15 protein-coding genes are annotated in these 22846 nt (G+C 61.4%); 1 reads left to right on the top strand and 14 read right to left on the bottom strand.

Translation table 11 applies throughout. The features are described 5' to 3' along the window. Positions 1–871 precede the first annotated feature (871 nt). The 14 genes from BT199_RS13150 to BT199_RS13085 form a co-directional block, all read right to left on the bottom strand. Entirely contained in the window at positions 872–3019 is a 2148-nt protein-coding gene (locus BT199_RS13150; protein ID WP_072434638.1) for a TonB-dependent siderophore receptor, read from the bottom strand. A gap of 212 nt (positions 3020–3231) precedes the next feature. After that, positions 3232–3993, bottom strand: coding sequence for a PIG-L deacetylase family protein (locus BT199_RS13145; protein ID WP_072434637.1), 762 nt, complete (start codon positions 3991–3993; stop codon positions 3232–3234). A 393-nt stretch (positions 3994–4386) separates the two neighbouring features. After that, entirely contained in the window at positions 4387–5046 is a 660-nt protein-coding gene (locus BT199_RS13140; RefSeq protein WP_072434636.1) for a glycosyltransferase family 2 protein, read from the bottom strand. After that, positions 5043–5642, bottom strand: coding sequence for an SAM-dependent methyltransferase (locus tag BT199_RS13135; RefSeq protein WP_072434635.1), 600 nt, complete (start codon positions 5640–5642; stop codon positions 5043–5045). Before BT199_RS13135 ends, BT199_RS13140 begins: the two co-directional genes overlap by 4 nt. After that, positions 5639–6397: a PIG-L deacetylase family protein gene (locus tag BT199_RS13130; protein ID WP_072434634.1), complete on the bottom strand. Its 759-nt coding sequence runs from the start codon at positions 6395–6397 to the stop codon at positions 5639–5641. Before BT199_RS13130 ends, BT199_RS13135 begins: the two co-directional genes overlap by 4 nt. Beyond that, positions 6394–7392 (bottom strand): acyl-CoA dehydrogenase family protein, encoded by a 999-nt coding sequence (locus tag BT199_RS13125; protein WP_072434633.1) that lies wholly within the window; start codon positions 7390–7392, stop codon positions 6394–6396. Before BT199_RS13125 ends, BT199_RS13130 begins: the two co-directional genes overlap by 4 nt. 1 nt (position 7393) lies before the next feature. Then, positions 7394–9553, bottom strand: coding sequence for a glycogen debranching protein GlgX (glgX, locus tag BT199_RS13120; protein ID WP_014718610.1), 2160 nt, complete (start codon positions 9551–9553; stop codon positions 7394–7396). Positions 9554–9674: 121 nt separating this feature from the next. Beyond that, on the bottom strand, positions 9675–9944 hold the full coding sequence (locus BT199_RS13115) for a DUF2934 domain-containing protein (protein ID WP_003191595.1): 270 nt from the start codon (positions 9942–9944) through the stop codon (positions 9675–9677). A gap of 23 nt (positions 9945–9967) precedes the next feature. Further along, entirely contained in the window at positions 9968–12718 is a 2751-nt protein-coding gene (locus BT199_RS13110) for a malto-oligosyltrehalose synthase (protein ID WP_072434632.1), read from the bottom strand. Continuing rightward, positions 12715–14799: a 4-alpha-glucanotransferase gene (malQ, locus tag BT199_RS13105; RefSeq protein WP_014718608.1), complete on the bottom strand. Its 2085-nt coding sequence runs from the start codon at positions 14797–14799 to the stop codon at positions 12715–12717. Before malQ ends, BT199_RS13110 begins: the two co-directional genes overlap by 4 nt. Then, the gene (gene treZ, locus BT199_RS13100) at positions 14796–16541 is read right to left on the bottom strand and encodes a malto-oligosyltrehalose trehalohydrolase (RefSeq protein ID WP_072434631.1); all 1746 of its coding nucleotides are present in this window, start codon (positions 16539–16541) and stop codon (positions 14796–14798) included. Before treZ ends, malQ begins: the two co-directional genes overlap by 4 nt. 31 nt (positions 16542–16572) lie before the next feature. Next, the gene (gene glgA / locus BT199_RS13095; protein ID WP_072434630.1) at positions 16573–18129 is read right to left on the bottom strand and encodes a glycogen synthase GlgA; all 1557 of its coding nucleotides are present in this window, start codon (positions 18127–18129) and stop codon (positions 16573–16575) included. Between the two features lie 480 nt (positions 18130–18609). Continuing rightward, entirely contained in the window at positions 18610–19563 is a 954-nt protein-coding gene (locus BT199_RS13090) for a D-2-hydroxyacid dehydrogenase family protein (RefSeq protein ID WP_072434629.1), read from the bottom strand. 25 nt (positions 19564–19588) lie between these two features. Continuing rightward, positions 19589–20593 (bottom strand): alpha/beta fold hydrolase, encoded by a 1005-nt coding sequence (locus BT199_RS13085; RefSeq protein WP_371914257.1) that lies wholly within the window; start codon positions 20591–20593, stop codon positions 19589–19591. Between the two features lie 196 nt (positions 20594–20789). On the opposite strand from BT199_RS13085, the gene BT199_RS13080 reads away from it, so the two are divergent. Then, positions 20790–22778 carry an RCC1 domain-containing protein gene (locus BT199_RS13080; protein ID WP_072434627.1) on the top strand — a complete coding sequence of 663 codons (1989 nt, stop codon included), beginning with the start codon at positions 20790–20792 and terminating at the stop codon, positions 22776–22778. Positions 22779–22846: the final 68 nt, after the last annotated feature.

Genomic DNA, 22846 nt, shown 5'->3' with positions numbered 1-22846 from the left:
GCTGGCCCAGGCCATGGGAGTCGCGAGCGACGCCGTCGATCAGGTGGGTGAGTTGCTGCAGGAAGTGGTCGAAACGCTTGGCGAGGGATACGTGGGCCTTGCCTTCACCTTGGGCGGTTTCCACGGTGAACTGCGAGGTAACGGCGAGCATTTTCTCAAGCATTTCCTGGCTCTCCACCGCTTCGGCCTGGCTATGAACGGCCAGGTAGAGCAGGGCAACGGTCTCCATCGCCACATAGAAGGCGTGAACGAATACCATGGTCCAGCCGCCGTGATGCTCCATCACAAACACCGGCAAGCCCTGGTGTTGCAAGGCATGGAACACCACGTGATGCACCGCGATGGTCAGTGCCGCCACCAGGATCGGCAGCCAGTCACGGTAGAAGGTCAGCACCGCCAACAGCGCGAAAATACCGAAGTGGGATTCGATCACCCCGTGTGCCTGGTTGATGTGCAACGCCGCCATCACCATCAAGCCGGCGCCCAGTGCACAGCGCATCACCCGGGTGCCGCCAATGACGCGATACAGCGCCGTGAGCACCACGCCGGTGCCGCCACCGACGATCACGGCCTGCATGAGGGTGTCGTGCCAGAACGCCAGGCCGAGGGAGAACAGGCACATCAGCCAGATCAATGCCAGCATGATGCGGTCGGCCTTGCGATAGTGCTCGAGAAAACGGACGGGCATTCACTCTTACTCCATGAGAGGGGGCGTCGAGGTCAAGCAAGCACGCGGTGTGCCATACAGGCGCGCCGCTGTGGAGTGAAGCAGATGTTCAGGATTGTTGCCGGTTACCCACGCGTTATCGGCACGCGGGCGCGGGACTTTAAGAACGGCTGCCCGAGCGGGCAGCCGAGGTGGGCATGAGGCTCAGAAACTGTACTTGGCAGTCAACATCATGTTGCGGGGGCTGCCATAGGAGTCGCCGCCATAAGTCACTGAGTTGGAGATGGACTGGTAGTAGTGGCGATCAAAGATGTTGTTGGCGTTGAGTTGCAAATCCAGGTGCTGATTGACCCGGTAGCCTGCCATCAAGTCAGTGACGGCGTAGCCGCCTTGCTGGAGCCGGTAGTTGCTGCCATCCGCTAGCTTGATGTCGTTGTACATGCGGCTCTGCCAGGAGATATTGCCGCCGACGCGGAGTTTTTCCAGCGGGCCCTGGAAGTTATAGCGGGTGGTCACTTTGAACAGATGTTCCGGGATGTCGGTATCGAACTGCTTGTTGACCTTCTGCGGGTTGGCGTCGTCCTTGATGGTGTGGGTGCGCGCATAGGTATAGCCGCCGCCGACCTGCCAGTTTTCGGTCAAGGCGCCTTGCAGTTCGAAGTCGATACCCTGGCTGCGGATTTCGCCCGAGGCCTCGGCACAGGACGCCTGCGGGCAGTTGGGCACCACCACGGCCACGGCGCGGTTTTCCTGGTCGACACGGAACAGCGCTACGCTGGCATTCAACGTGCCACCGAAGTATTCGCCTTTGACGCCCACCTCATAATTTTTACCGACGATGGGTTTGAGCGGAGTGCCGGCTGTGCTCTTGTCTTTTTGCGGCGTGAAGATGTCGCTGTAACTCACATAAACCGAATGCTGGTCGTCCAGATCGTAGATCAGGCCGGCGTAGCGGGTGAGGTTGCGGGTGACCTTGTAGTCGCCAGCGGCATCACGGTTGTCGTAGTCGTACCAGTCCAGGCGAGCGCCGAGGATCAGCTTCAGCGGGTCGGCCAGGCTCAGGCGGCTGGTCAGGTAGAAACCGTCCTGGGTGGTGACTTCGCGAACGTTGTTGGTGCGGGTGAAGTTCGGTTTGCCCGCATTGATCGGCCAGTTGAGGTCGTACGGGCTGTAGTTGTGGGTGGTCATGTCGTAGATGCGCTTGCTGGCGCCCACCACCAGTTCATGGGTGCGGCCGAACGCCTCGAACGGGCCGCTGGCAAAGGCGTCGAGCCCGGCCTGGTTTTCATCGTAGCTGGCCTGGTACACGGTGCGGGCCAGGGTGTTGGCGGTCCAGCGCGATTGGTAGGAGCCCGAGAACAAGGCGTTCTGTTCGGCATAGTTGGCGTTGACCTGCAGGCTCCAGTCGTTGGCCAGGCGCTGGCGCAGCTCGGCGAACACGGTGTTGATTTCCTGGTCCTTGTTTTCCCAGTCGGTGCCTGGGTTATAGGAGCGCGACAGGTCCAGGTGGCGGCCATCCAGGCCGACCATCGACGCGCCCCAGAAGTAGTTGGTCTTGTCTTTCTGGTTCGAGTAACCGAGGGTCAGGGTGGTGTCTTCGCTCAGGTCGGCTTCGGTGACGGCATAGAAAAGGCCATGATCCTGCTCGGCCTTGTCGATAAAACTGTTGGCATCGCGGTAAGAGGTGACGACACGGCCACGCCAGGTGCCACTGTCATTGAGTGGGCTGGAGGCGTCGAACTCGCCACGGTAGTCGTCCCAGCTGCCGACGGCGCCGGTGAGCGTGACTTTCTGCTTATCCAGTGGCCGCTTGCGGATCAGGTTGATGGCGGCCGAAGGGTTGCCTGCGCCGGTCACCAGGCCGGTAGCGCCGCGCACCACTTCGACGCGGTCGAACATCGCCAGGTTCGGCTGGGCGCCTACCGACGCACCGTTGTAGCCGCTGGGAATACCGTCATACATGAGGTTGTCGATATCGAAACCGCGTGCGGTAAAGCCTTGTCGCCCAGGGCCGTTGGAGTAATTGAGGAACAGCCCCGGCGTGGCGTTGACCACGTCGTTGATGCTGGTCATGGCCTGGTCATCCATGCGCTGGCGCGTGATCACGGTGACGGCCTGCGGGGTTTCGCGCAGGGTCAGCGGCAGTTTGGTTGCGGTCTTCATCGAGCCGGTGGTGTACGACTCGCTGCCTTCGGTGGTTGCGCCAAGCTGTTGGCCCGAAACCTCGGTAGCGCCCAGCTCGATGGTGGCCGGTGCGTCGGCGGCAATGGCCGCATTGGAGGTTGCTAAAGCGATAGTGATTGCCATCAGACTGGGTGTAAAAACGTTGCCGCCGTGTTGTTGCACAAACATGAAAGTAGGGCTCCCCAAGTGCCTTCCGTGGCGAATAGTAAATCTGTTGATAATTATTCGCATCAGTTTGGCAGATTGAGTCTGTAGGGAAAAGCCCAACGTTTGTAGGAGCGCGATTGCTCGCGAAAGACGCGCAAGCGCCGCGTTAATTCAGTAAGCCCGCGTTATCGTTGAGGTTTTTCGCGAGCAAGCTCGCTCCTACAGGGTGGCGGTCAGGTGAACAGGATTTCGTAGGGCTCGCGCATGCGCTCTAGCAATATCTGCGCGAGCATCGGTGGTAAGCCGATCTGCGGGTCACCCACCAATTGGCTGGCGTAGGCGTGGGCGGCGTGCAGCTTGCGCGCGACGGTCCAGGTATCCAGGCGGACCTTGCGTGCACGCTGCCAGGGCATTACCGCGCTTTCCCGGGCCGGCCAATGCCAAGCCCAGATCGGCAGTTCATACAGTTGGGCACCTACTAGGCTGCACGCCCTGGCACTCGCGCGGCCGACGGCATCGTGGTCGTCATTGCCGTCGTTGCGCCAGGTGGTAAACACCACGTCGCCGGGTTGCAGGTAGCGCGCGATGAATTGGCTCATCGGCGATTCACGGGCGGCCAGGGCGTCGTCACAAAACCCGCCACGAATCCATTTCAGGCTGTGCAAGGGCATGCCCAGTCGGCGCAGGGCCTCGGCGCTTTCCTGGGGGCGCACCACGCTCAAACGGCTGGCCGGCCATACTTGAGAGCCGGGATGGCTGGCGCTGCCGTCGGTGATGGAGATCAGTTGCAGGGGATGCTCCTGGGTGCTGAGCAGTTGCAGCAAACCGCCGCACGCCAGCACTTCATCGCCCGGGTGCGGGGCGATCACCACCACGCGAGCGCCGCGCGGTACCAGGGTGTTCAGGGAGATGATGGGGATTTGCGCCAACTGCGGCGCACTGTTCCAGATTTGCGCGGGGCCGCGACGGCCTTCGCTTAAGGAGGCAGGCTTCATGGGTGTCACATCCTTGTCGGTTGATACCGGGTCGTACCCCGTTGACGGGACGACGCTCTTGTCTTCACCCCAGGCTCCGCTGGGGTGAGTGCTGTGCGAGGCGTTAGGAGCATAGACAGGCATGGGTGTCCGCACAACTTTGGATGCGATGCCGCATAACCGTCGACGATTAGCCTGCCGCCCCACGATCCAACTGTGGGAGCGGGCTTGCTCGCGAAAGCGGTCGGTCAGTCACCATCAATGTTGGCTGGGCCGACATCTTCGCAGGCAAGCCAGCTCCCACATAGGTCATGGGTTGCCCAAAAAATTAGCGCCTGGCACACAACCCTGTGGGAGCTGGCTTGCCTGCGATGACGGCGCCCCAGCCCCCTGCTGTTAAACGCTTTTTCGTTTTCACCCAGCCTGCATCAAGCTCTTCAAATAGTCCCCAAACCCACCCTCAGCCCGGCAATCCAGGCGGGCACTGGTCACCACTTGCGGTGCATGGCTCCAGGCGATGGAGGCGCCGCAACGCTCCAGATCACGCACCAGCTGTACATCTTCGTGGCATTCCAGCGGTTCAAATCCTCCGGCCTCTACATAGGCGCGGGCACTCACGCCCAGGTTGGCACCGTGGATATGCCGATGCCCGTCGCGGGCCTGGTAGGCCTGCTGATAGCGGATCTGCGCAGCCGGGTCGAAGCCTTCGCTCCAGGCGTCTACGGTGACTGTGCCGCACACCGCGTCACAGTCTTGGGCCAGTTGGGCCACCAACCAGTCAGGGGCGACACGGCTGTCGGCGTCGGTGCAGGAAATCCACCGCGCGCCTTGCTCCAGCAAGTACCCTGCACCCACGCCGCGGGCGTGCCCGACGTTGCGCGCCTGCACGTGCAGGCAATGCACCTCGTGGGCCTGGGCAATCGCCGCGCTGGCATCGCTGCAACTGTCGAGTACTACTAGAATCTGTACCGCTTCACCCAGCAAGCCCGGGTGGTCGGCGGCGATCCGCGCAGCTCTCAGGCAATCATCCAATAGGGCTTCTTCGTTATGTGCCGGGATCAGAATACCGATCATCGTAAACCCTCGTGGCGAGCGACCGAGGTGCCATCGAGGCTCCACAGGTCGAGCAGGAAATCCGGGTCCTGGTACTGCACCAACGGTGCTACACCCAGACGCTGTTGGAGCACGGCGTGCACCTGTTCGGCGGTTTGCGGGCAACCGTCAATGGGCACTCGCCAATGACAGGCCAGAATTTGCCCGTCAGCGGTCAAGGCGGCGAGGGCGCAATCGATCAGACGATTAAAATCATCGACATCAAGGTAATAACAAAGCTCACTCAATACGATCAGTTCGAATTGCCCGCCGGGCCATTGTTCTGGCAGGCGACGCTGCTCCACGCGGGCATGAGGAAAATGCTCCAGCCGCGCCTGTGCCAGACGCACCGCAGCGGTGGCGGTGTCGCAACACAGCAGGCGGTCGCAACGCGGCGCCAGCTCGGCACTCAGTTCACCGTTGGCACAACCCGGCTCGAATATCGACGCATAGCGCGGCCGCGTCAGCATGGCCAAGGTCAGGGCGCGCTTGCGTTGTTCGTACCAGCGCTGACGAAAAGCCCAAGGGTCGTCATTACCCGCAAACAACTGGTCGAAGTAGGGGGTTGCCACACTCATACGAACACCATCTCAAAAGGCTGCAGCAAGCGCTCCACCACATAGGGCGCCAGCACCGGAGGCAGGCCGATTTGCGGGTCGCCCTCCAACTGGCTGGCGAAGGCGTGGATCGCATGGCGTTTGCGTGCCACTTGCTCGGCGGTCAGCGGGATCTTGCGCGCCCGATGCCAGGGCACCTTGTGGTCTTCGGCGGTGGCCCAGTGCCAGGTCCACACCGGTAGCTCACACAACACTGCGCCGACGGCCTTGGTTGCCTTGGCACTGGCGCGGCCCACGGCCTCATGGTCGCAATGCCCATCCTCGCACCACGTGGCGAACACCACATCGTTAGGCTTGAGGTGGCGCTGGATAAATTCGCAGAGCTGGGTTTCGCGCTCGGCCACATGGCTGTCGGTAAACCCGCCGCGCAGCCATTTCAAACTGTGCAGCGGCAAGCCAAGGCGGTGCAAGGCCTGCGCCGATTCCTGCGGACGCACCACACTCAGACGCTCCACCGGCCAGCGCCGGGAGCCCGGGTGGCTGGCGCTGCCATCGGTGACGGAGATCAACTGGATAGGGCGATCCAGCGCAGCCAGCCCTTGCAGCAGGCCACCACTGCCCAGCACCTCGTCATCCGGATGCGGGGCGACGATCACCGCTCGATGCCCTGGCGGCACCAACTGCGCCACACTGATGTGCGGCAACTCGGCCAATCGTGCGCTGTTTTGCCAGTGGCTCAGCGGTGTGCCCTGGCCAACAATCGGATTGGGCTTCATAGCGCCCAACTCCCTGTGGGCTCGCCGGCGACCTGTTCGCCGAGGGCGGCCAAGTCGCGTTCGGCATGGCTTTGCCGCATATACACCGGCAAATCCGCCATCAACTGGGCAAAGTGCGGGTCCTTGCAATACGGCCCGGCGCCGACCCCACGGCCCACATGCTGGATCACTTGCTCGACGGTGTCCTCGATACACGCACGCGTCTGTTGCGCCAGTTGTCGCGCATCGGCGCGTGGCTCGCGGTCGATCTGCGCGGCGCTGGCGCGTAACACGCAGGCGGCGCTGTTCAAGGCGCTGTCGACCGCGCCGAGGTGGGCCAGTGCATGGGGCTCCGCACGCGTGGCACATTGGGCGCGCAGCACTTCACCCAGGCGTTGCGCCGCGCCGTACCAGCACGCGGCGATGCCGATGCCGCCGTGCCAGAAGCCCGGGCGGGACAGATAGTCGCCCGGGCCACCCACGGCAATCCCCCTGGCGGCACTGAACAGGATGTCGACACTACCGGTCGCCGCCATGCCCACCGCCTTCCAACCCTCATCCGTCACCGTGATGCCCGGTTGATCCATCGCCACGGCCACCAATTGCTGGCGGTCCTCTTCGTCCCAGGCCGTCAGCAAACCATGGCTGACCACCGCCGCACCGGAACACCAGGCCTTGCGCCCCTCGACGAGCAGCCGCTGGCCGTCGCGACGCACACGCACCTTGGCAGTCGGCGGCTCGGCCGCCCACATGCCCCAGGTGCTGCCCAGCGGCGGCAAGGGGCTGTCGAGTTCTGCAATGATCGCCAGGGCATCGGTATGGCCTTCGAACAACTTGCACAGGCGCAAGTCATGCCCGGCCACCTGGGCCAGTTGGCTCAAGCGGGACACGGTCTGGCCGCTGCCCGGCAACGGCAGTTGATCAAGGCCTTCTTCTTGAAGGGCCCTCAGGGCATTACCCAGGGCTTGCGTGTCGGCATAGCCTCGGTAGCCCTGAAGGAAACCGTGCAACGCCATTTCACACCTCGCCTTCGTGCTGCAGTTCAAACAGCAGCAGCGAGCGAGCGGTGACCGCGTACTCATGCTCGAAATCAAAGCGTTCCTGGCCACGCACAGCCGGGTCGTTGGTGTCGAGCAGGCATGTCCAGAACTCGCCCTCCGGCACCGGCGGCAGGCGGAAATTGACCTGATCGTGATGGGCGTTGACCACCAGCAGCAGCGTGGCGTCGGCCCCGGCACGACGAATCCCGGTTTCCTGGGCGCGGCCATCCATCAGCATGCCCAGGCAGCGGCCCTGGCTGTCTTCCCATTGCTCGGTGGTCATTTCGTTGCCATCCGGCGCGAGCCAGGTGACGTCCTTCACGCCGATGTCTTCGTTGTAGTCGCCCACCAGGAAACGCCCGCGCCGCAGGATCGGGTACGCCAGGCGCAGCTTGATCAGGCGCTTGACGAACTTGAGCAGGGCCTTGCCGTCATCGTCCAGGTCCCAGTTGACCCAGCCGATCTCGCTGTCCTGGCAATAGGCATTGTTGTTGCCGTGTTGAGTGCGAGCGAACTCGTCCCCGGCGACGATCATTGGCGTGCCTTGGGCGAGCAGCAAAGTGGCGAAGAAGTTGCGCATCTGGCGCAGGCGCAGCGCGTTGATCTCCGGGTCGTCGGTAGGGCCTTCGACACCGTGGTTCCAGGACAGGTTGTTATTGCTGCCGTCCTGGTTGTTCTCGTCGTTGGCCTCATTGTGTTTGTCGTTGTACGACACAAGGTCGTGCAGGGTGAAGCCGTCGTGGGCGGTGATGAAGTTCACCGAGCTGTACGGCCTGCGCCCGCGGTGGTTGAACATCTCGCCCGAGGCGGTCATGCGCCCGGCGAAATCGGCGAGTTGGCCATCGTCGCCTTTCCAGAACGCACGCACGGTGTCGCGGAAGCGGTCGTTCCATTCCACCCAGCCTGGTGGGAAGTTGCCCACCTGGTAGCCACCGGGGCCGCAGTCCCAGGGTTCGGCGATGAGTTTCAACTGGCGCAGCACCGGGTCCTGGCGGCAAGCCACGAGGAAACTGTGGCGCTCATCGAACCCGTCGCGGTAGCGACCGAGGATGGTCGCCAGGTCGAAGCGGAAGCCGTCCACGTGCATCTCGGTGGCCCAGTAGCGCAGGGAGTCGGTGACCATTTGCAGCACGCAGGGGTGGCTCAGATCCAGGGTATTGCCGGTGCCGGAATCGTTGATGTAGAAACGCTTGTCGTCGGGCATCAGCCGGTAGTAGGAGGCGTTGTCGATGCCGCGCATCGACAGGGTCGGGCCGCGCTCGTTGCCTTCGGCGGTGTGGTTGTAAACCACGTCCAGAATCACTTCCAGCTTCTGCTCATGCAGGTGCGCGACCATCTCCTTGAACTCGGCGATCTTGCCGCTGGCCAGGTAGCGCGGGTCAGGGGCGAAGAACGCAATGCTGTTATAGCCCCAATAGTTGGTCATGCCTTTTTCCAGCAGATGCTGGTCGTTGACGAAGGCGTGCACGGGCAACAGCTCGACCGAGGAAATGCCCAACTGACGGATATGCTTGAGCACGTCATCTTCCATCAAACCGGCGCAGGTCCCCCGCACCGACTCGCCGACCGAAGGATGACGCATGCTGATGCCGCGCAGGTGGGTTTCGTAGATGATCGTGCGGTCCCACGGCACTCGTACCGGTTGGTCGTTGCCCCAGGTGTGCGCCGGGTCGATGACCTTGCACTTGGGCACGAAGGGCGCACTGTCGCGTTCATCGAAACTGAGGTCGTCGTCCGGGTGGCCGATGGTGTAGCCAAACAGCGCTTCGGACCATTTGAGTTCGCCCACCAGTTGCTTGGCGTAGGGGTCGATCAACAGCTTGTTGTGGTTGAAGCGATGACCATTGGCCGGGTCATAGGGGCCGTATACGCGATAACCGTAAATCAGCCCGGGGTGAGCATCGGGCAGGTAGCCATGAAAGATTTCGTCGGTGTATTCGGGCAGTTCGATGCGTTCCAGCTCAACCTCGCCGGTATCGTCAAACAGGCACAGCTCCACCTTGGTGGCGTTGGCGGAAAACAGCGCAAAATTCACACCCAGGCCATCCCAGGTGGCGCCGAGGGGGAAGGGCAAACCTTCACGGATCCGCGACGGCTCATGAACCGGCGTCGCTGTGGTGTTGTCGGGTTTGCTCATCGAGTTGCTCCTGCAAGGGGTCTTTTTTCGGGCCGAACGCCGCCGTACTGACGGTGCTTCAGCGCATGGCTTGGACGGAAAAGGGCCAGCAGCGCGCAATGCGTGCTGCAGGCCCGAGAAATCATGGGGCGGGCGGTTTGGGCTTCTTCGGGGCGGCGGGTTTCTTCGCCGCAGGTTTGGCGGCGGCAGGCGCAGCAGGTTTGGGCTTTGCCGCAGCCTTGGGCGCGGTTTTCGGCTTGGCGGCCGGTTTAGGCTTGCTCGGCGTCAGCGCCTCGGCTTCCGCCAGCTTGCGCGCCATCTCCCAGTGGCGATCATGGGCGCCATCAGGCTTGCCTTCAGACTCCCAGATCTGATGCGCCAGTTCGCGAATGCGTTTGTCTTCTTTACTCATCACAAACTCCTCACAGAAAATTTTCAGCTTTCTTGATTATCAGGATTGATAAAGACATTGACCGGGAGATCCCCCAGGGCAGCGCTGATCAACAGCTCCTTGTTGGGTGTGACTACGCCCGTTTGAAAAAGTCCCTTCCAGTTTTGTGCAGGGGCGGCGAACGGTAATTTCACCCGCGTATCGCCCCAAACCTGCGCATTGATCTGGGGAAACATCCCGTTTTCAAGCAGCGGATAAGACCAGCGCGGCGCCACCACCAGCAACTGCCTGCCCTGATGTTCACGGTAGAACGCAACCACCCGTTCCGCGTGCTGGCCCAGCACTTCCAGCGGTGTATAGCTGCCATGGCGCAGCAGCTCGGGGCAGGCTTTACGCAGGCCCAGTACCTGGGCGATCACTGCCTGTTTGATACGCCCGTCGCGCCAGTTGAACAACAGTTCGCCGATGTCCGGTGGTGCCTGCAATGCACGTTGCCGCGCAGCGAAGTCCACCGGGCGCCGGTTGTCCGGGTCGACCAGGCTGAAGTCCCAGAACTCATCGCCCTGGTAAATATCCGGCACACCCGGCACGGTCAGATGAAGCAAGGTTTGCGCCAGCCCATTCAGGGCGCCGGCGGGGGCGATGGCCTGCGCAGCGATGTCCAACGCACTGCGCAGCGGCGCACCGGCCTCACTGAGCAGCAGGCGCTTGAGGAACGCTTCCACCGCCTTTTCGTAAGCCTCGTTGGGCGCGCTCCAACTGCTCTGCAACTTGGCCTCGCGCAGGGCTTTTTGCTGCCACTGCCACAGGCGTTGCTGGTACGCCTCCAGATCGGGGTTGGGCTCCAGCGGCCAACTGCCCAGCAGCACCTGATAAAGAATCAGTTCATCACCCGCCGAGGGGCTCTCGGCGCTCTCGCGCAAAGGCTCGGCCAGGCGGCGCCAGTGCTCGACCTGTTCGGCATACCAGGGGGCGCACTCGCTGAGTACCGCCAGGCGCGCACGGGTGTCTTCGCCGCGTTTGTGGTCGTGGGTGGCGGTGGCCAGCAGGTTGCCGGGGAAGGTCTTCAGGCGTTGTTGATTGGCCGCATGGAAATCTGCCAACGGCGCACTGAATTGCTCGGTACTGAAACCCACATCGTTGCGCGACAACAACACCGCCGAACGATAGAAGGCGGTGTCTTCCACAGCCTTGGCGGCGGCGGGCGAGGTCAGTTGCTGGAAGCGCACGCAGGCATGCTTGAGCATCTTGCGCGCGCGGCCTACCGGGCGATTGCGCCAGGGCTGACCACCCAACCATTGTTCCAGATGGTCGAGCACCGGCCAGTCGCCTTCGTTGAGGGTACTGCGTGCACCCTCCATGGCCTGCTGGAACACCTTGTCGTCGGCCGCACTGCGGCCCTTGGCGCTGATATAGGTGCGGTACACCGGGAAATGCACAATCAGTTCCTGCAGGGCCCGGCGGATGGCGCCCAGGGTCAGGTCGCGGGTCATCACGTCATCGCGGGCCACTTGCAGCAGGGCCTGGGCCACGCTTTCGAAGTCGCCGCCCAACGAACCATTGAGGATCTGCTGGCGCGCCAGCCGCGCTTCTTCGCTGAAGGCTGAAGGCCGTTCGCTGTGACGCGTCCACATCTCGGCCAGCGGTGCAAAACCTTCGGGATGGTGTTGCAGCAAGGACAACTGGTTCATGAACTCGTAGCCGGTAGTGCCGTCCACCTGCCAGTCTTCACGCAAAGTTTCGCCTTCGCCAAGGATCTTTTCGACGAAGATCGGCAAGCGGCGCTCGGGTGACAGCGCGTCCACACGCCGACGCAATTTGCGGCAATAGCCACGCGGGTCAGCCAGGCCGTCGATATGGTCGATGCGCAGCCCGTCGACCAGCCCCGCGCTGATCAGCTCGAAAATCTTGCCATGGGTGGCTTCGAACACCGCCGTGCGCTCGACCCGCAGGCCGCCCAATTCATTGACGTCGAAGAAGCGCCGCCAGTTGATGTCGTCCGCGGCGGTGCGCCAACTGGCCAGGCGATAGGTCTGTTGTTCCAGCAGGTGATGCAGGCGCTCGAAGCCCTCGGGCTGGCGACTGTCGAATGCGGCCAGGCGTTGTTCAATAGCGGGTAGCAGCTCGCTGGCGCGTTCGGCCAAGGCTTGTTTGAGCGTGGTGGCTTCGGCGTAGGCGTTGTGCTGATAGGCGAGGGCGGCGAAACGTTCGGCCAGCGGTTTGAGTAACTCATCGTTGCCCAGGATCAGGCCGTAGTCCCTGGGGCAAATCGGAAAACGGTGTTCGTAATGCTCGACGTAGAAACTCCCCTGGGCGGCATCGAACTTGAGCGGGAGCGTGCCGTTTTGCAAGGCTTCGCCGTAATCGCTGCCGAGGAAGGGCATCAGCAACTGGCCCTTGAGCAGCGGGTCGGGGGAGTGCCACTGGATGTCGAAAAACTCGCTGTAGGGGCTCAGGCGGCCCCACTCCAGCAGGTCGAGCCACCAAGGGTTATCCGCGCCGCCCACGGCCATATGGTTGGAGACGATATCGAGGATCAAGCCCATGTCGTGCTCACGCAGCGCGCTGACCAGGCGACGCAACGCCGCTTCGCCACCCAGCTCTGGGTTGACGCGGGTCGGGTCTACCACATCGTAGCCGTGCATGGAGCCTGCGCGGGCGCTTAACAGTGGTGAAGCATACAGGTGGCTGATGCCCAGTTGGGCAAAGTACGGCACCAGTGGCACCGCGTCATCGAGGGTAAAACCTTTATGAAATTGCAGGCGCTGGGTGGCGCGCAGGGGCAGTGCGTTCATCGGTCACGCTCATAGGCTTGGTTGCGCGCCACGGCCAGCAGTTCGAGGCGACGCGCGGCGCTGTCATTGTCGAGCAGGCTGGCGGCTTCGCCGGGCAAGCGGCGGCGCCAATTGGGGTGGGTGTCGAGGGTGCCCGGCAGGTTGGCTTGCTCCTCGATGCCCAAAGCATCTTCCAGGGGCAACAACACCAGGGGCGCGCGGGTATGGCCCAGGTAGCGCACGCTGGCGTCGATCATATGGTCGGTGTCGTTGCGGATCTCATCGATGAAGTTCTGCGGGTCCTGGCTCAAGGCTTGGCGCAGTGCCTGGCGTTCGCGCAGGCGGTGTTCGCTCCATTGGTCCACGGTGGGCGCATCGATCAGGCCCAGCTGGATATTCCATTCGATATCGCGGCTGTGCCACCAGCCATTGAGGGTCGGCAAGTCGTGGGTACTGGTGGTGGCCAAGGCGTTGTCGGGCCAATCGAGGATGGGCTTGAACTGGCCGTCATGGTTCTGTTCGAACAGCAGCACACGCATACCCAGGATCGAGCGGGCGCTGAGCTTTTCGCGCAGGCCCTCAGGCACGGTGCCCAGGTCTTCACCGAGGACGATGGCCTGGTGGCGGTGCGATTCCAAGGCGAGCAAACGCAGCAGGTCGTCCACCGGGTAATACAAATAGGCGCCTTCGCGGGGTGATGCACCCAGGGGGATCACCCACAGGCGTTGCAGGCCCATCACATGGTCGATGCGCAAGCCGCCGGCATGGGCGAAGTTGGCCCGCAGCATTTCGATAAAGGCGCGAAAGCCATTGCGCTTGAGGCCCTCTGGGGAAAAGGCAGAGATCCCCCAACCTTGGCCTGCGCGGTTGAGAATGTCCGGTGGCGCGCCCACGGTCAGGTCGGCCAGCAGTTCGTCTTGACGGCTCCAGGCCTGGCTACCGCCGCCATCGGCACCCACCGCCAGGTCGGCGATCAGGCCGATGCCCATGCCGCTGCCACGGGCGGCTTGTTGCGCGCGCTCAAGGCTACGGGCGATCAGCCATTGGGTGAAGGCGAAATAGCCGATTTCGTCGCGGTTTTCCTCGGCGAACTGCGCCAGGGCCGGGCTTTGCGGCGTGCGCCAGGCTTCGGGCCATTGGCGCCAGTCCAGGTCCTCACCGGCGGCAGCACGCTGGGCCTGTATGGCTTCGAAGCGGCAGTGGTTTTCCAGGGCTTCGCCGCCGGTCTGGCGGAAGCTTTGGAAGTCGGCATGCTGGGGATGCGCGCCGTGGCGGAAGTCTTCATACAGTGTGCGCAGCAGGCGTTGCTTGGCCTTGGCGGCGGCCGGCCAGTCGATCAGCGGGAGCTGTTCCAGGGCATGCAACTCGTCAGCCAACCCGGCAGCTTCGATGGCGTTGCGCACCTCACGTTCACCGAGGATGCACGCCGGCGAAGCATACAGGCTGTTGAGAAACAGGCGGCTGGAGGGTGAATAAGGGCTGAAACGCTCGGTGTCGGCGCTGAACATCGCGTGCATCGGGCTGATCGCCACAGCGTCGGCGCCGCGCTCGGCGGCGGAACGCACCAGGTGCTCCAGAGCCAGGGTGTCGCCAAAACCGCCATCGCCGAGGCGGCGCAAGGCATAGAGTTGGGCGCTGAGGCCCCAGGCGCGAGCGGGTTGGCTGTCGACCGCGTCGGCCACGCTGTAGCAGTGGCTGGGAGCGACGGCCAGGGTGAAGGTTTGCCCGTCGATATGCACCTGGTGGTAGCCCAGGGCGATCACGCCGGGCAGCACAGCCTCGCCGTCCAGGCGCAGCTCCAGGGTTTCGCCGCCTTCCAGGCTGACGCGACACGGGGTATCGGGGGCGAAATAACGCGCCAGGTCCAGGCCCGCACCACTGTCGGTGGTCATCAACGGCGGCAGGTGGGTGTCTTGCTGCGCCTGCTCAAGTTGCTGCAGGCTGGCGTCGATCTCGGCATCGCTGTCGGCCGGGTGCCCAAGGCCTTTGAGCACAGCGCGCAGGGCGTCAGGCTTTACATGCTGCGGGCGACCGTTGGCATCGATCCAATCGACGGCCAGGCCTGCGCGGCTGGCGAGAATTTCCAGGTTCGCTTCGCTCAAAGAATATCTCCAACAGGGGATAAGCAAACGCGTGCGCTCAAGGGCGGTAAGTGCGCACCTTGCTGGGCAGGCGTTTGGAAAATAATCGGGTGGGGTGCCGGATGATCCAGGGGCTGTTCACTCAGGTTCAGGTCGATCTGCAGCACACGGCCGTTGCCCAGACGCCAGCGCGCGGTGACGGCATGGTCAGCCAGCACCTGCGCGCCCAGGGCCACCGTGCCGGGCAAGTGCGGCACCACGTGTGTGTGACGCAGGCTCAGCAGGTGACGGTAGAGCTGGGTGTGGTCGTTCTCGACGAAGGAGGGCACCGACTGTAAAAAGGTTTGCAGCGCGTTGGGGTCGGGGATGCGCTGGCGTTGCTCGGGGTCGTGAAACGCCGCGAAGTCGGCAAATTCATTGCGCCGCCCCTCACGCACCGCCTCGGCCAGTTCGCCATGATGGTCGGTAAAAAACAGGAAGGGCTCGGCGGCATTTACTTCGTCGCCCATGAACAGCATCGGGATCATGGGGCACAGCAGCAGCAGGGCGGTCGCGGCCTTCAGGGCCTGGGGCGAACACAACTGGTGCAGGCGTTCGCCCAGAGCGCGGTTGCCAACCTGGTCGTGGTTCTGCAGGAATGCGACGAAGGCGCTGGGGGGCAGTTCCGCACTGGGTTCGCCCCGTGCATGACCATGGCGTGTCGTTTCGCCCTGGTAGATGAACCCCTCGGCCAGGCAGCGCGCCAGCTTGGCGGTGGGCTGCTCGGCAAAATCGCTGTAGTAAGCGTCGGTTTCACCGGTGAGCAGTACGTGCAGCACATTATGAAAGTCGTCATTCCATTGGGCGTCGAAATCGTGCTGCAACAGGCTGGCCTGGTTCAGTTCGTTTTCCAGCATCAGCCACACGTGGCGTCCGCCGTCCACCTGCTGGCGTACCCGTTGTGCCAGTTCCTGTAGAAACCCGGGGTTGTCAATGGCGTGCACGGCATCCAGGCGCAGGCCGTCGAAGCGGTATTCGAGCAGCCACATCAGGGCGTTATCGAGGAAGAAATCCCGCACTTCACGGCGCTCGAAATCAATACCAGCGCCCCAGGGGGTGTGCACGTCCTCCTGGAAGAACCCCTGGGCGTACTGGCCCAGGTAATTGCCGTCGGGGCCGAAGTGGTTGTAGACCACATCGAGGATCACGGCCAAACCGTGGCCGTGGGCACTGTCGATCAGTTGCTTGAGTTGCTCGGGAGTGCCGTAGGTGGCGTGGGGCGCATAGGGCAGCACGCCGTCATAGCCCCAATTGCGTTCGCCGGGGAATTGCGCCAAAGGCATCAATTCAACTGCGGTGACGCCTAGTTCAGCCAGGCGGGGCAGGTGTTTCTCGACGGCAGCGTAGCCGCCCATGGCGCCGACGTGGAGTTCGTAGATCACCGCCGTGTGCCACGGGCGACCCTGCCACTGGCTGTGGCGCCATTCATAGGCGAGGGGGTCGACTACTCGGCTCCACCCATGCACATCCAGCGCCTGGGCCCTGGAAGCGGGGTCGGGCACCGTGTTTTCGCCATCGATATTAAAGCGGTAAAGCGTGCCGGCAGGGCACGCGACTTCGACTTCGAACCAACCACCGGCCTGGGGAAGCATGACGATGGTTTTACCCTGTTCCAATTCAACGCTGACATAAAATGCGTCTGGCGCCCATAACGCAAAGCGCGTGCGGTGCGCGTCCAGCATGATTGCGCCGTGGGGCCAGGTTTCCAGAGTCCGTAACGGCATCTATGAAGACCTCCCTTAGTTGTTCCAGTCGTTACTTGTTCGATTTTCCCAATGCCTTGGCCACCAGTCGTTCATAGAGCTCGGCGTAGGGTTCCACGGCCTGGCACCAGTTGAACGGCTGGGTCATGGCACGGCTGCGCATGGCGTTGAGCAGACCGGGGAAGGCGAACACCTTGAAGGCGCGGCGCAGCGCCTCTTCGTAGCTTTGCACGGTGGATTCATTGAACAGGAAGCCGGTGACGCCATCCTCAATGGTGTCCGCCAGCCCGCCGGTGTTACGCGCCACCGGCAACGAGCCGAAGCGCTGCGCATACATCTGGCTCAGGCCGCAGGGTTCATAGCGTGACGGCATCAGCAGGAAATCGCTGCCGGCGAACATGCGGCGCGCATCGGTCTCGTTGAAGCCGATACGTACCCCCACCTGGCCCGGGAAGCGCAGTGCCAATTCGCGCATGGCCTGTTCTTCTTCCGGCTCGCCACGGCCGATGATCGCAATCTGGCCGCCGTTTTCGACGATGAAACTGGCGACGGCTTCGGTCAGGTCCAGGCCTTTCTGGTAGACCAGGCGCGAGACCACAGCGAACAGCGGGCCAGTGGATGGCTGCAGCTCAAACAACTCGCGCACATGGGCGGCGTTGATAGCCTTGCCCTCCCAGTCGCCGATATTGAAGTTGTGGATCAGATGCGTGTCGGTGGACGTCTCCCAGCTTTCGTCGATACCGTTGGGAATGCCGCTGAGCAGACCTTGCTGGGTCTTGCTGGCGAGGAATCCATCTAGGCCGCAACCGAATTCCGGGGTGGTGATCTCCTGGGCGTAGGTGGCGCTCACGGTGGTGATATGGCTGGAATACGCCATGCCCGCCTTGAGAAACGACATCTTGCCGTAGAACTCCATGCCTTCTTGTTGCAGGGCATGGGGCGGAATGCCCAGCTCTGGCGTCGAGGCCAGGCTGACCACGCCCTGGTAGGCCAGGTTATGAATGGTGAACAGGGTTGGCGTGCGCGACCCACGCCAGTGCATGTACGCCGGAGCCAGGCCCGCAGGCCAGTCATGGGCATGCACCAGGTCCGGGCACCAGTGGATTTGCGCGAGGTTGGCGGCCATGTCGGCGGCGGCCAGGCCCAGACGGGCGAAGCGGATATGGTTGTCTGGCCAGTCGCGACCATTGTTGGCGCCGTAGGGCGTGCCTTCACGCTCATACAGTTCGGGGCAGATCAGCACGTAGATGACCAGGCCGTCCTTGAGGTCCATGCGCCCGATCTTGCACGGTGGCAACGCAGCGTGGCCGCCCAGTTCACCGACGATATGAATCGGGTTGTCGCTTTCCATCACTTGCGGGTAACCCGGAATGAGTACTCGCACATCATGCAGGTGAGCCATGGCGCGGGGCAGAGCAGCGGAGACGTCGCCCAGGCCACCGGTTTTCACCAGGTCCGCGAACTCGGAGGTGACAAACAAGACTTTCTTTCGATTCGGATTCTGACTCACGACCGGCCGCACAGTGTTGGGCAGGTCGGCCAAAGACTTTGGCCCTCCTGCCGGCTGACTAAAACGCTCTCCCTGAGTATCTACTGCGGCACTGATCATAATGCACTCCCATCTGTTGGTTGGCTAATGGCCCGCTGCCATCGGCTCCGAGTGACCGCATCCTGCGGCCAGGCACACAAGCGCTATACAAGCTGGCAAGGCGTATGCCAGTTGCAACGTCGGCTTAAAAAGATTGGATGAGCGGGCATTCGGCCTGAAGCGCGCGTGCTCGCCCTTACCTAAAACTTGACCAGCGGCAGGTTTCGAAAGTTTAGATTTTTTGCGGGGTTTTTGTTTTGGAACGGACCCATCGGTCATGAGTCTAGGACAGATCCCAGCGCCTGCTGGGTTTTCAAGCCGATTTTGTAGGACAAAAAACTTTTATCGATATACCGCCCTGCCTCTGTAGGAGCGAGCTTGCTCGCGAAAAACCAAAGGCCGCCGAGTAAAACCAGAATGACCGCGTTATCGTTGGCGTTTTTCGCGAGCAAGCTCGCTCCTATCAAAAGACAGGGTGAAATAACGCACTAAAGTGGTGCGTCAGGTGAGCCCGCGAATGGGCACACCCTTGGCCCAGGCTTGGATATCTTCGATCATCTGCTGATAGAACTGCCGGTAATTCTGCTCGCTCACATACCCCACGTGTGGCGTCGCCAGTAGATTGGGCAAGTGGCGAAACGGATGGTCAGCCGGCAGCGGTTCCTGGGCATATACATCCAGCGCCGCCCCGGCCAGACGACCGCTGCGTAACGCTTGCACCAGCGCCTGCTCATCCACAATCGGCCCGCGTGCGGTGTTCACCAGCCGCGCGGTGGGTTTCATCCAGCCCAACGCTTGCGCATCCACCAGGCCACGGCTGCGCTCGCTGAGCACCAGGTGGATGGTCAGAATATCCGCCTGCTCAAACAGCTCGCGCTTGCTGACCCAGGTCACGCCCGATTCAGCCGCACGCTCCGGTGTGAGGTTTTCACTCCAGGCAATCACCCGCATACCAAAGACCTGGGCGAACTTTGCGACTTTCTGGCCAATGCTGCCCAGCCCCAGAATGCCCAAGGTCTTGCCATGCAGATCGCCGCCCAGACCGACCTGCCATCCGCCCGCACGCAGTGAGTTGGCTTCGGCGAGCAGGCTGCGTGTAGAGGCCATGATCAAGGCCCAGGTCAGTTCCGGTGCGGCGTGTTTATAGCTGTCGGTGCCGCACACCTGGATGCCCAGAGCGTTGGCTGCGGGAAGGTCGATGGCGGCATTACGCATGCCGCCGGTCACCAGCAATTTGAGCTGGGGCAGCCCTTGCAGCAGGGCTTTGTCAAAGGTTGAGCGTTCGCGCATCAGGCAAATCACCTCGAACCCTTTCAAGCGCTCGATCATGGTGGCGGTATCGGCGGGGTAGTCGTGGAGAAAATGCACCTTGCCTACGCTGCCCAGCGTCGACCAATCCACCACGTCGCTGGCCACGTTTTGCCAGTCATCCAATACTGCGATCTGTATCGACATGCACGCGGACCTCGAAAAGTGGCAATTAAAGGGCCTTCAGCCCCTGCAACAGGGCTTTATGAAACTGCTCAGGTTCTTCCATCTGCGGTGCATGGCCCAGACCGGGGAACTCCACCAACGTGGCGCGGGGAATCAGCTTGGCCACCTGCTTGCCCAGTACCTCGTAATGACCAATTTTGGCCTTGACCGCCGCCGGCGCCACATCTTTGCCGATAGCGGTGGTGTCGCTGGTGCCGATCAGCAGGAGGGTGGGCACCTGCAAGTCCTTGAACTCGTAGTACACCGGTTGGGTGAAGATCATGTCGTAAATCAACGCCGAGTTCCAGGCAACCTGAAGATGCCCCGGGCCTTTGTTCAAGCCGGCGAGCATGTCTACCCAGCGCTCGTATTCAGGTTTCCAGCGCCCCACGTAATAGGTGTTTCGCTCATAGTTGCGTACACCGTCGGCGCTCAGTTTCAGCTCGCGCTGGTACCACTGGTCGACGCTCTGGTAAGGCACGCCGAGGGCTTTCCAGTCTTCCAGCCCAATGGGGTTCACCAGCCCCAACTGTTCGGTTTGCTGGGGGTACATCAGCGCATAGCGTGTGGCGAGCATGCCGCCGGTGGAATGGCCGATCACCGTGGCCTTTTGAATGCCGAGCTTTTCCAGCAGTTGATGGGTGTTGGTCGCCAGTTGCTGGAAGCTGTACTGGTAGTGGTCGGGCTTGCTGGAGGTGCAAAAGCCGATCTGGTCTGGGGCGATGACGCGGTAACCGGCGTCACTCAGCGCCTTGATCGAACCTTCCCAGGTGGCGCCGCAGAAGTTCTTGCCGTGCATCAGCACCACGCTGCGACCGTTTGGAGTACCGGTGGCGGGGACGTCCATGTAGCCCATTTGCAGGGATTTGCCTTGGGATTGGAAGGCGAAGTGTTGGAGGGGGTGGGGGTATTGGAAGCCTTGGAGTTCAGGACCATAGGCGGGGGATTCGGCGAATGCCGGCGCTGCGCCAACGAGTAGCAGGCCTGTGAGAGAAACTGTGTGCAAATTCACGATGGGGCTTCTCCAAAGATAAAAAGAAGAGGGTGAGTCTGCTGCATTAACGTTTGATTAATCATCGGTGCGCGCCGCTTGGCAGCGTGCCACCGAAATCGGACGGATGGTGCACTTACCTGTTACTTCTGACAGTAGACGGGTTATGTCAATACGCGCCAACTAGTGGGGTCAAGCAACGTTGGAGAAGAGTACCATGAGCAAAACTACTTTATCGGTTCCCATCGCAACCCATGTCACTATCATTGGCGAAAATATGCCCGGAGGCACGGTACGCGGAAGTTATAAATACAATGCGACAGGAGGAGAAACGGAAGAAGGGCGGTCACTGTGCCGCTGGTATGTGGGTGAAACCCCGGGGCCTCTTACGGACAATTTCGACCTCACTATTAAGCAAGGTATGATTGGGCAACAAGTCCGATTTGCAGTCACACCTGTATCCGCTTCCGGGGTTAGCGGTATTGAAGTGTATTCGCAAGTTAAAACCATCGTCAGTGGCTATCAAAACATTTCGGAAGAGGAAAGCAATAGTAGTTTCATTAAGCAGTACGGTGCTTTTTCCTTGTATCGAAACGAACCCAATGATCGACTCGTAAACTCCACTTCGGGCGCATTTGCGTGGATGAGTGGTACCACACAAAGTATCTTTGTGAAGGGCCGCAACGATTCTGGTGGTATCCCGCCAGCAGAAATAGCTCAGTACCTGAAAAATAACCCCGCCACTCGGATGTTTTCAACCGCATGGGATTTTGCTGCGTTGGTGCCGGTGGTTGGCACTGCAAACCAACTGCTCCTGTGGGGAAGAAATATCGGGCCTATTCCACATGATTTGGATTTGAGCAATATTAAATACGTGTATTGCAATGAGTCGGCAATTGCCTGGATTTATGATAATCCGCCGCCGGGTAAAAACAGGATTGGTGCGTTCGGCAGCGTTGCCAACGGCGGCGGGGTACCTGATGAGATACAAAAGTTTCTTTTCTTTGATCAACCCAAGGCTATCTACAGTACTGCGGCGGCTTTCGCGGTTCTCACCGAAAGCGGGCGGGTTTACGCGTGGGGGAGCCCAGCAGCGGGAGGTACCTTCGACCAGAACAAGCGAAAAGAGTTGGATCAGATAAACGTCACCCGAATTGTTGCCACAGCAGGCGCTTTTTGCGCGATCGGTGCGGTACGCATTGGTGATCCTACCGTTAGCACCTTGGTAACTTGGGGCCCGGCCAACAGTGGTGGTGCAATCTCCTCGGCTGACTTGGAAAGAATCCTGGATGGTGATGGTGCAAAACATGTGGTCGCCAATCGTGACTCTTTTGTCGTGATTACCAAGCGACGCGCAACCGCGTTGAGTTGGGGCGGCCCCTATGGTGGAGTAATGAGCGAAGAGGCCCGGGTACTGGCCGCACGCGGCTACATCGTGATGTGTGCAAGTACGGCATATGCGTTTTGCATTGTTAACGATGGCGGCGGTATTGCGGCCTGGGGCGTCAATGGCATGGGCGGAAACACGCCCGCTGCCGAGGGCACCGCGGACTCAGAGGAGTCGTTCACGGTCGTAGATGCGGGTGAAGTGCTTGAAGCCAGCGGTGCGAAGGAGCGTGTGCGGGCTGTGTTCGAAAAATTGCAGGTGGCAAATGTAAATCCACAGCGGTCGCACACGTCTGACACCGCCTGTGTCTGCCATAGCATCGGCAAGCAGCGCGTCAGTCTGACCCATCTTGTGACTCAGTTGGGCGATGTCACGTTGAGCTCGAATGATTCGAGTTTTTTTCTGTCGAGCAAGGGCAGTGGTGGTGTAACGATTGATTTGATTACGTGGGGCCATGCAGGGTTTGGCGGGGCGATGCCTTCAGCGACCCGTCAAGTGTTGATGGCCAGTCAAATCACCGATGTGTATTGCACGAACGGTGCCTACGCAATGATCACCAATCAGGGGGGGGTCACCGGGGCCGTCGTCGCGTTCGGCGCCAATAATGCTCAGCAGGAAGCAGGGCAGATACCTGATCTGCTCCAACCGCATTTGCGAACGGAGATTAAAGAGCTCTATTCCATCCAACAGATGCCACCCTATAACCCAAATATTGGTCGGTACGGCGCTTTCTCTGCAAGGCTTGGCAATGATACATGGGTCAATTGGGGAGGCACGGTGCTTGTTCCGAATGAACATCTTGACCCCACAAAACCGTAAATCCGAAACGACTGGAGGAGGCTCCTATTGGAGTCTGTAACGGTAGGCGCAAACGCGGTCAAGTCTTA

Origin of the sequence: Pseudomonas sp. NFR02 (assembly GCF_900119375.1) — a bacterium.
In the GTDB taxonomy this organism is placed as follows: domain Bacteria; phylum Pseudomonadota; class Gammaproteobacteria; order Pseudomonadales; family Pseudomonadaceae; genus Aquipseudomonas; species Aquipseudomonas paracarnis.
The sequence above is the reverse complement of the archived record's forward strand: the minus strand, read 5'-3'. Positions and strand labels throughout refer to the sequence as shown.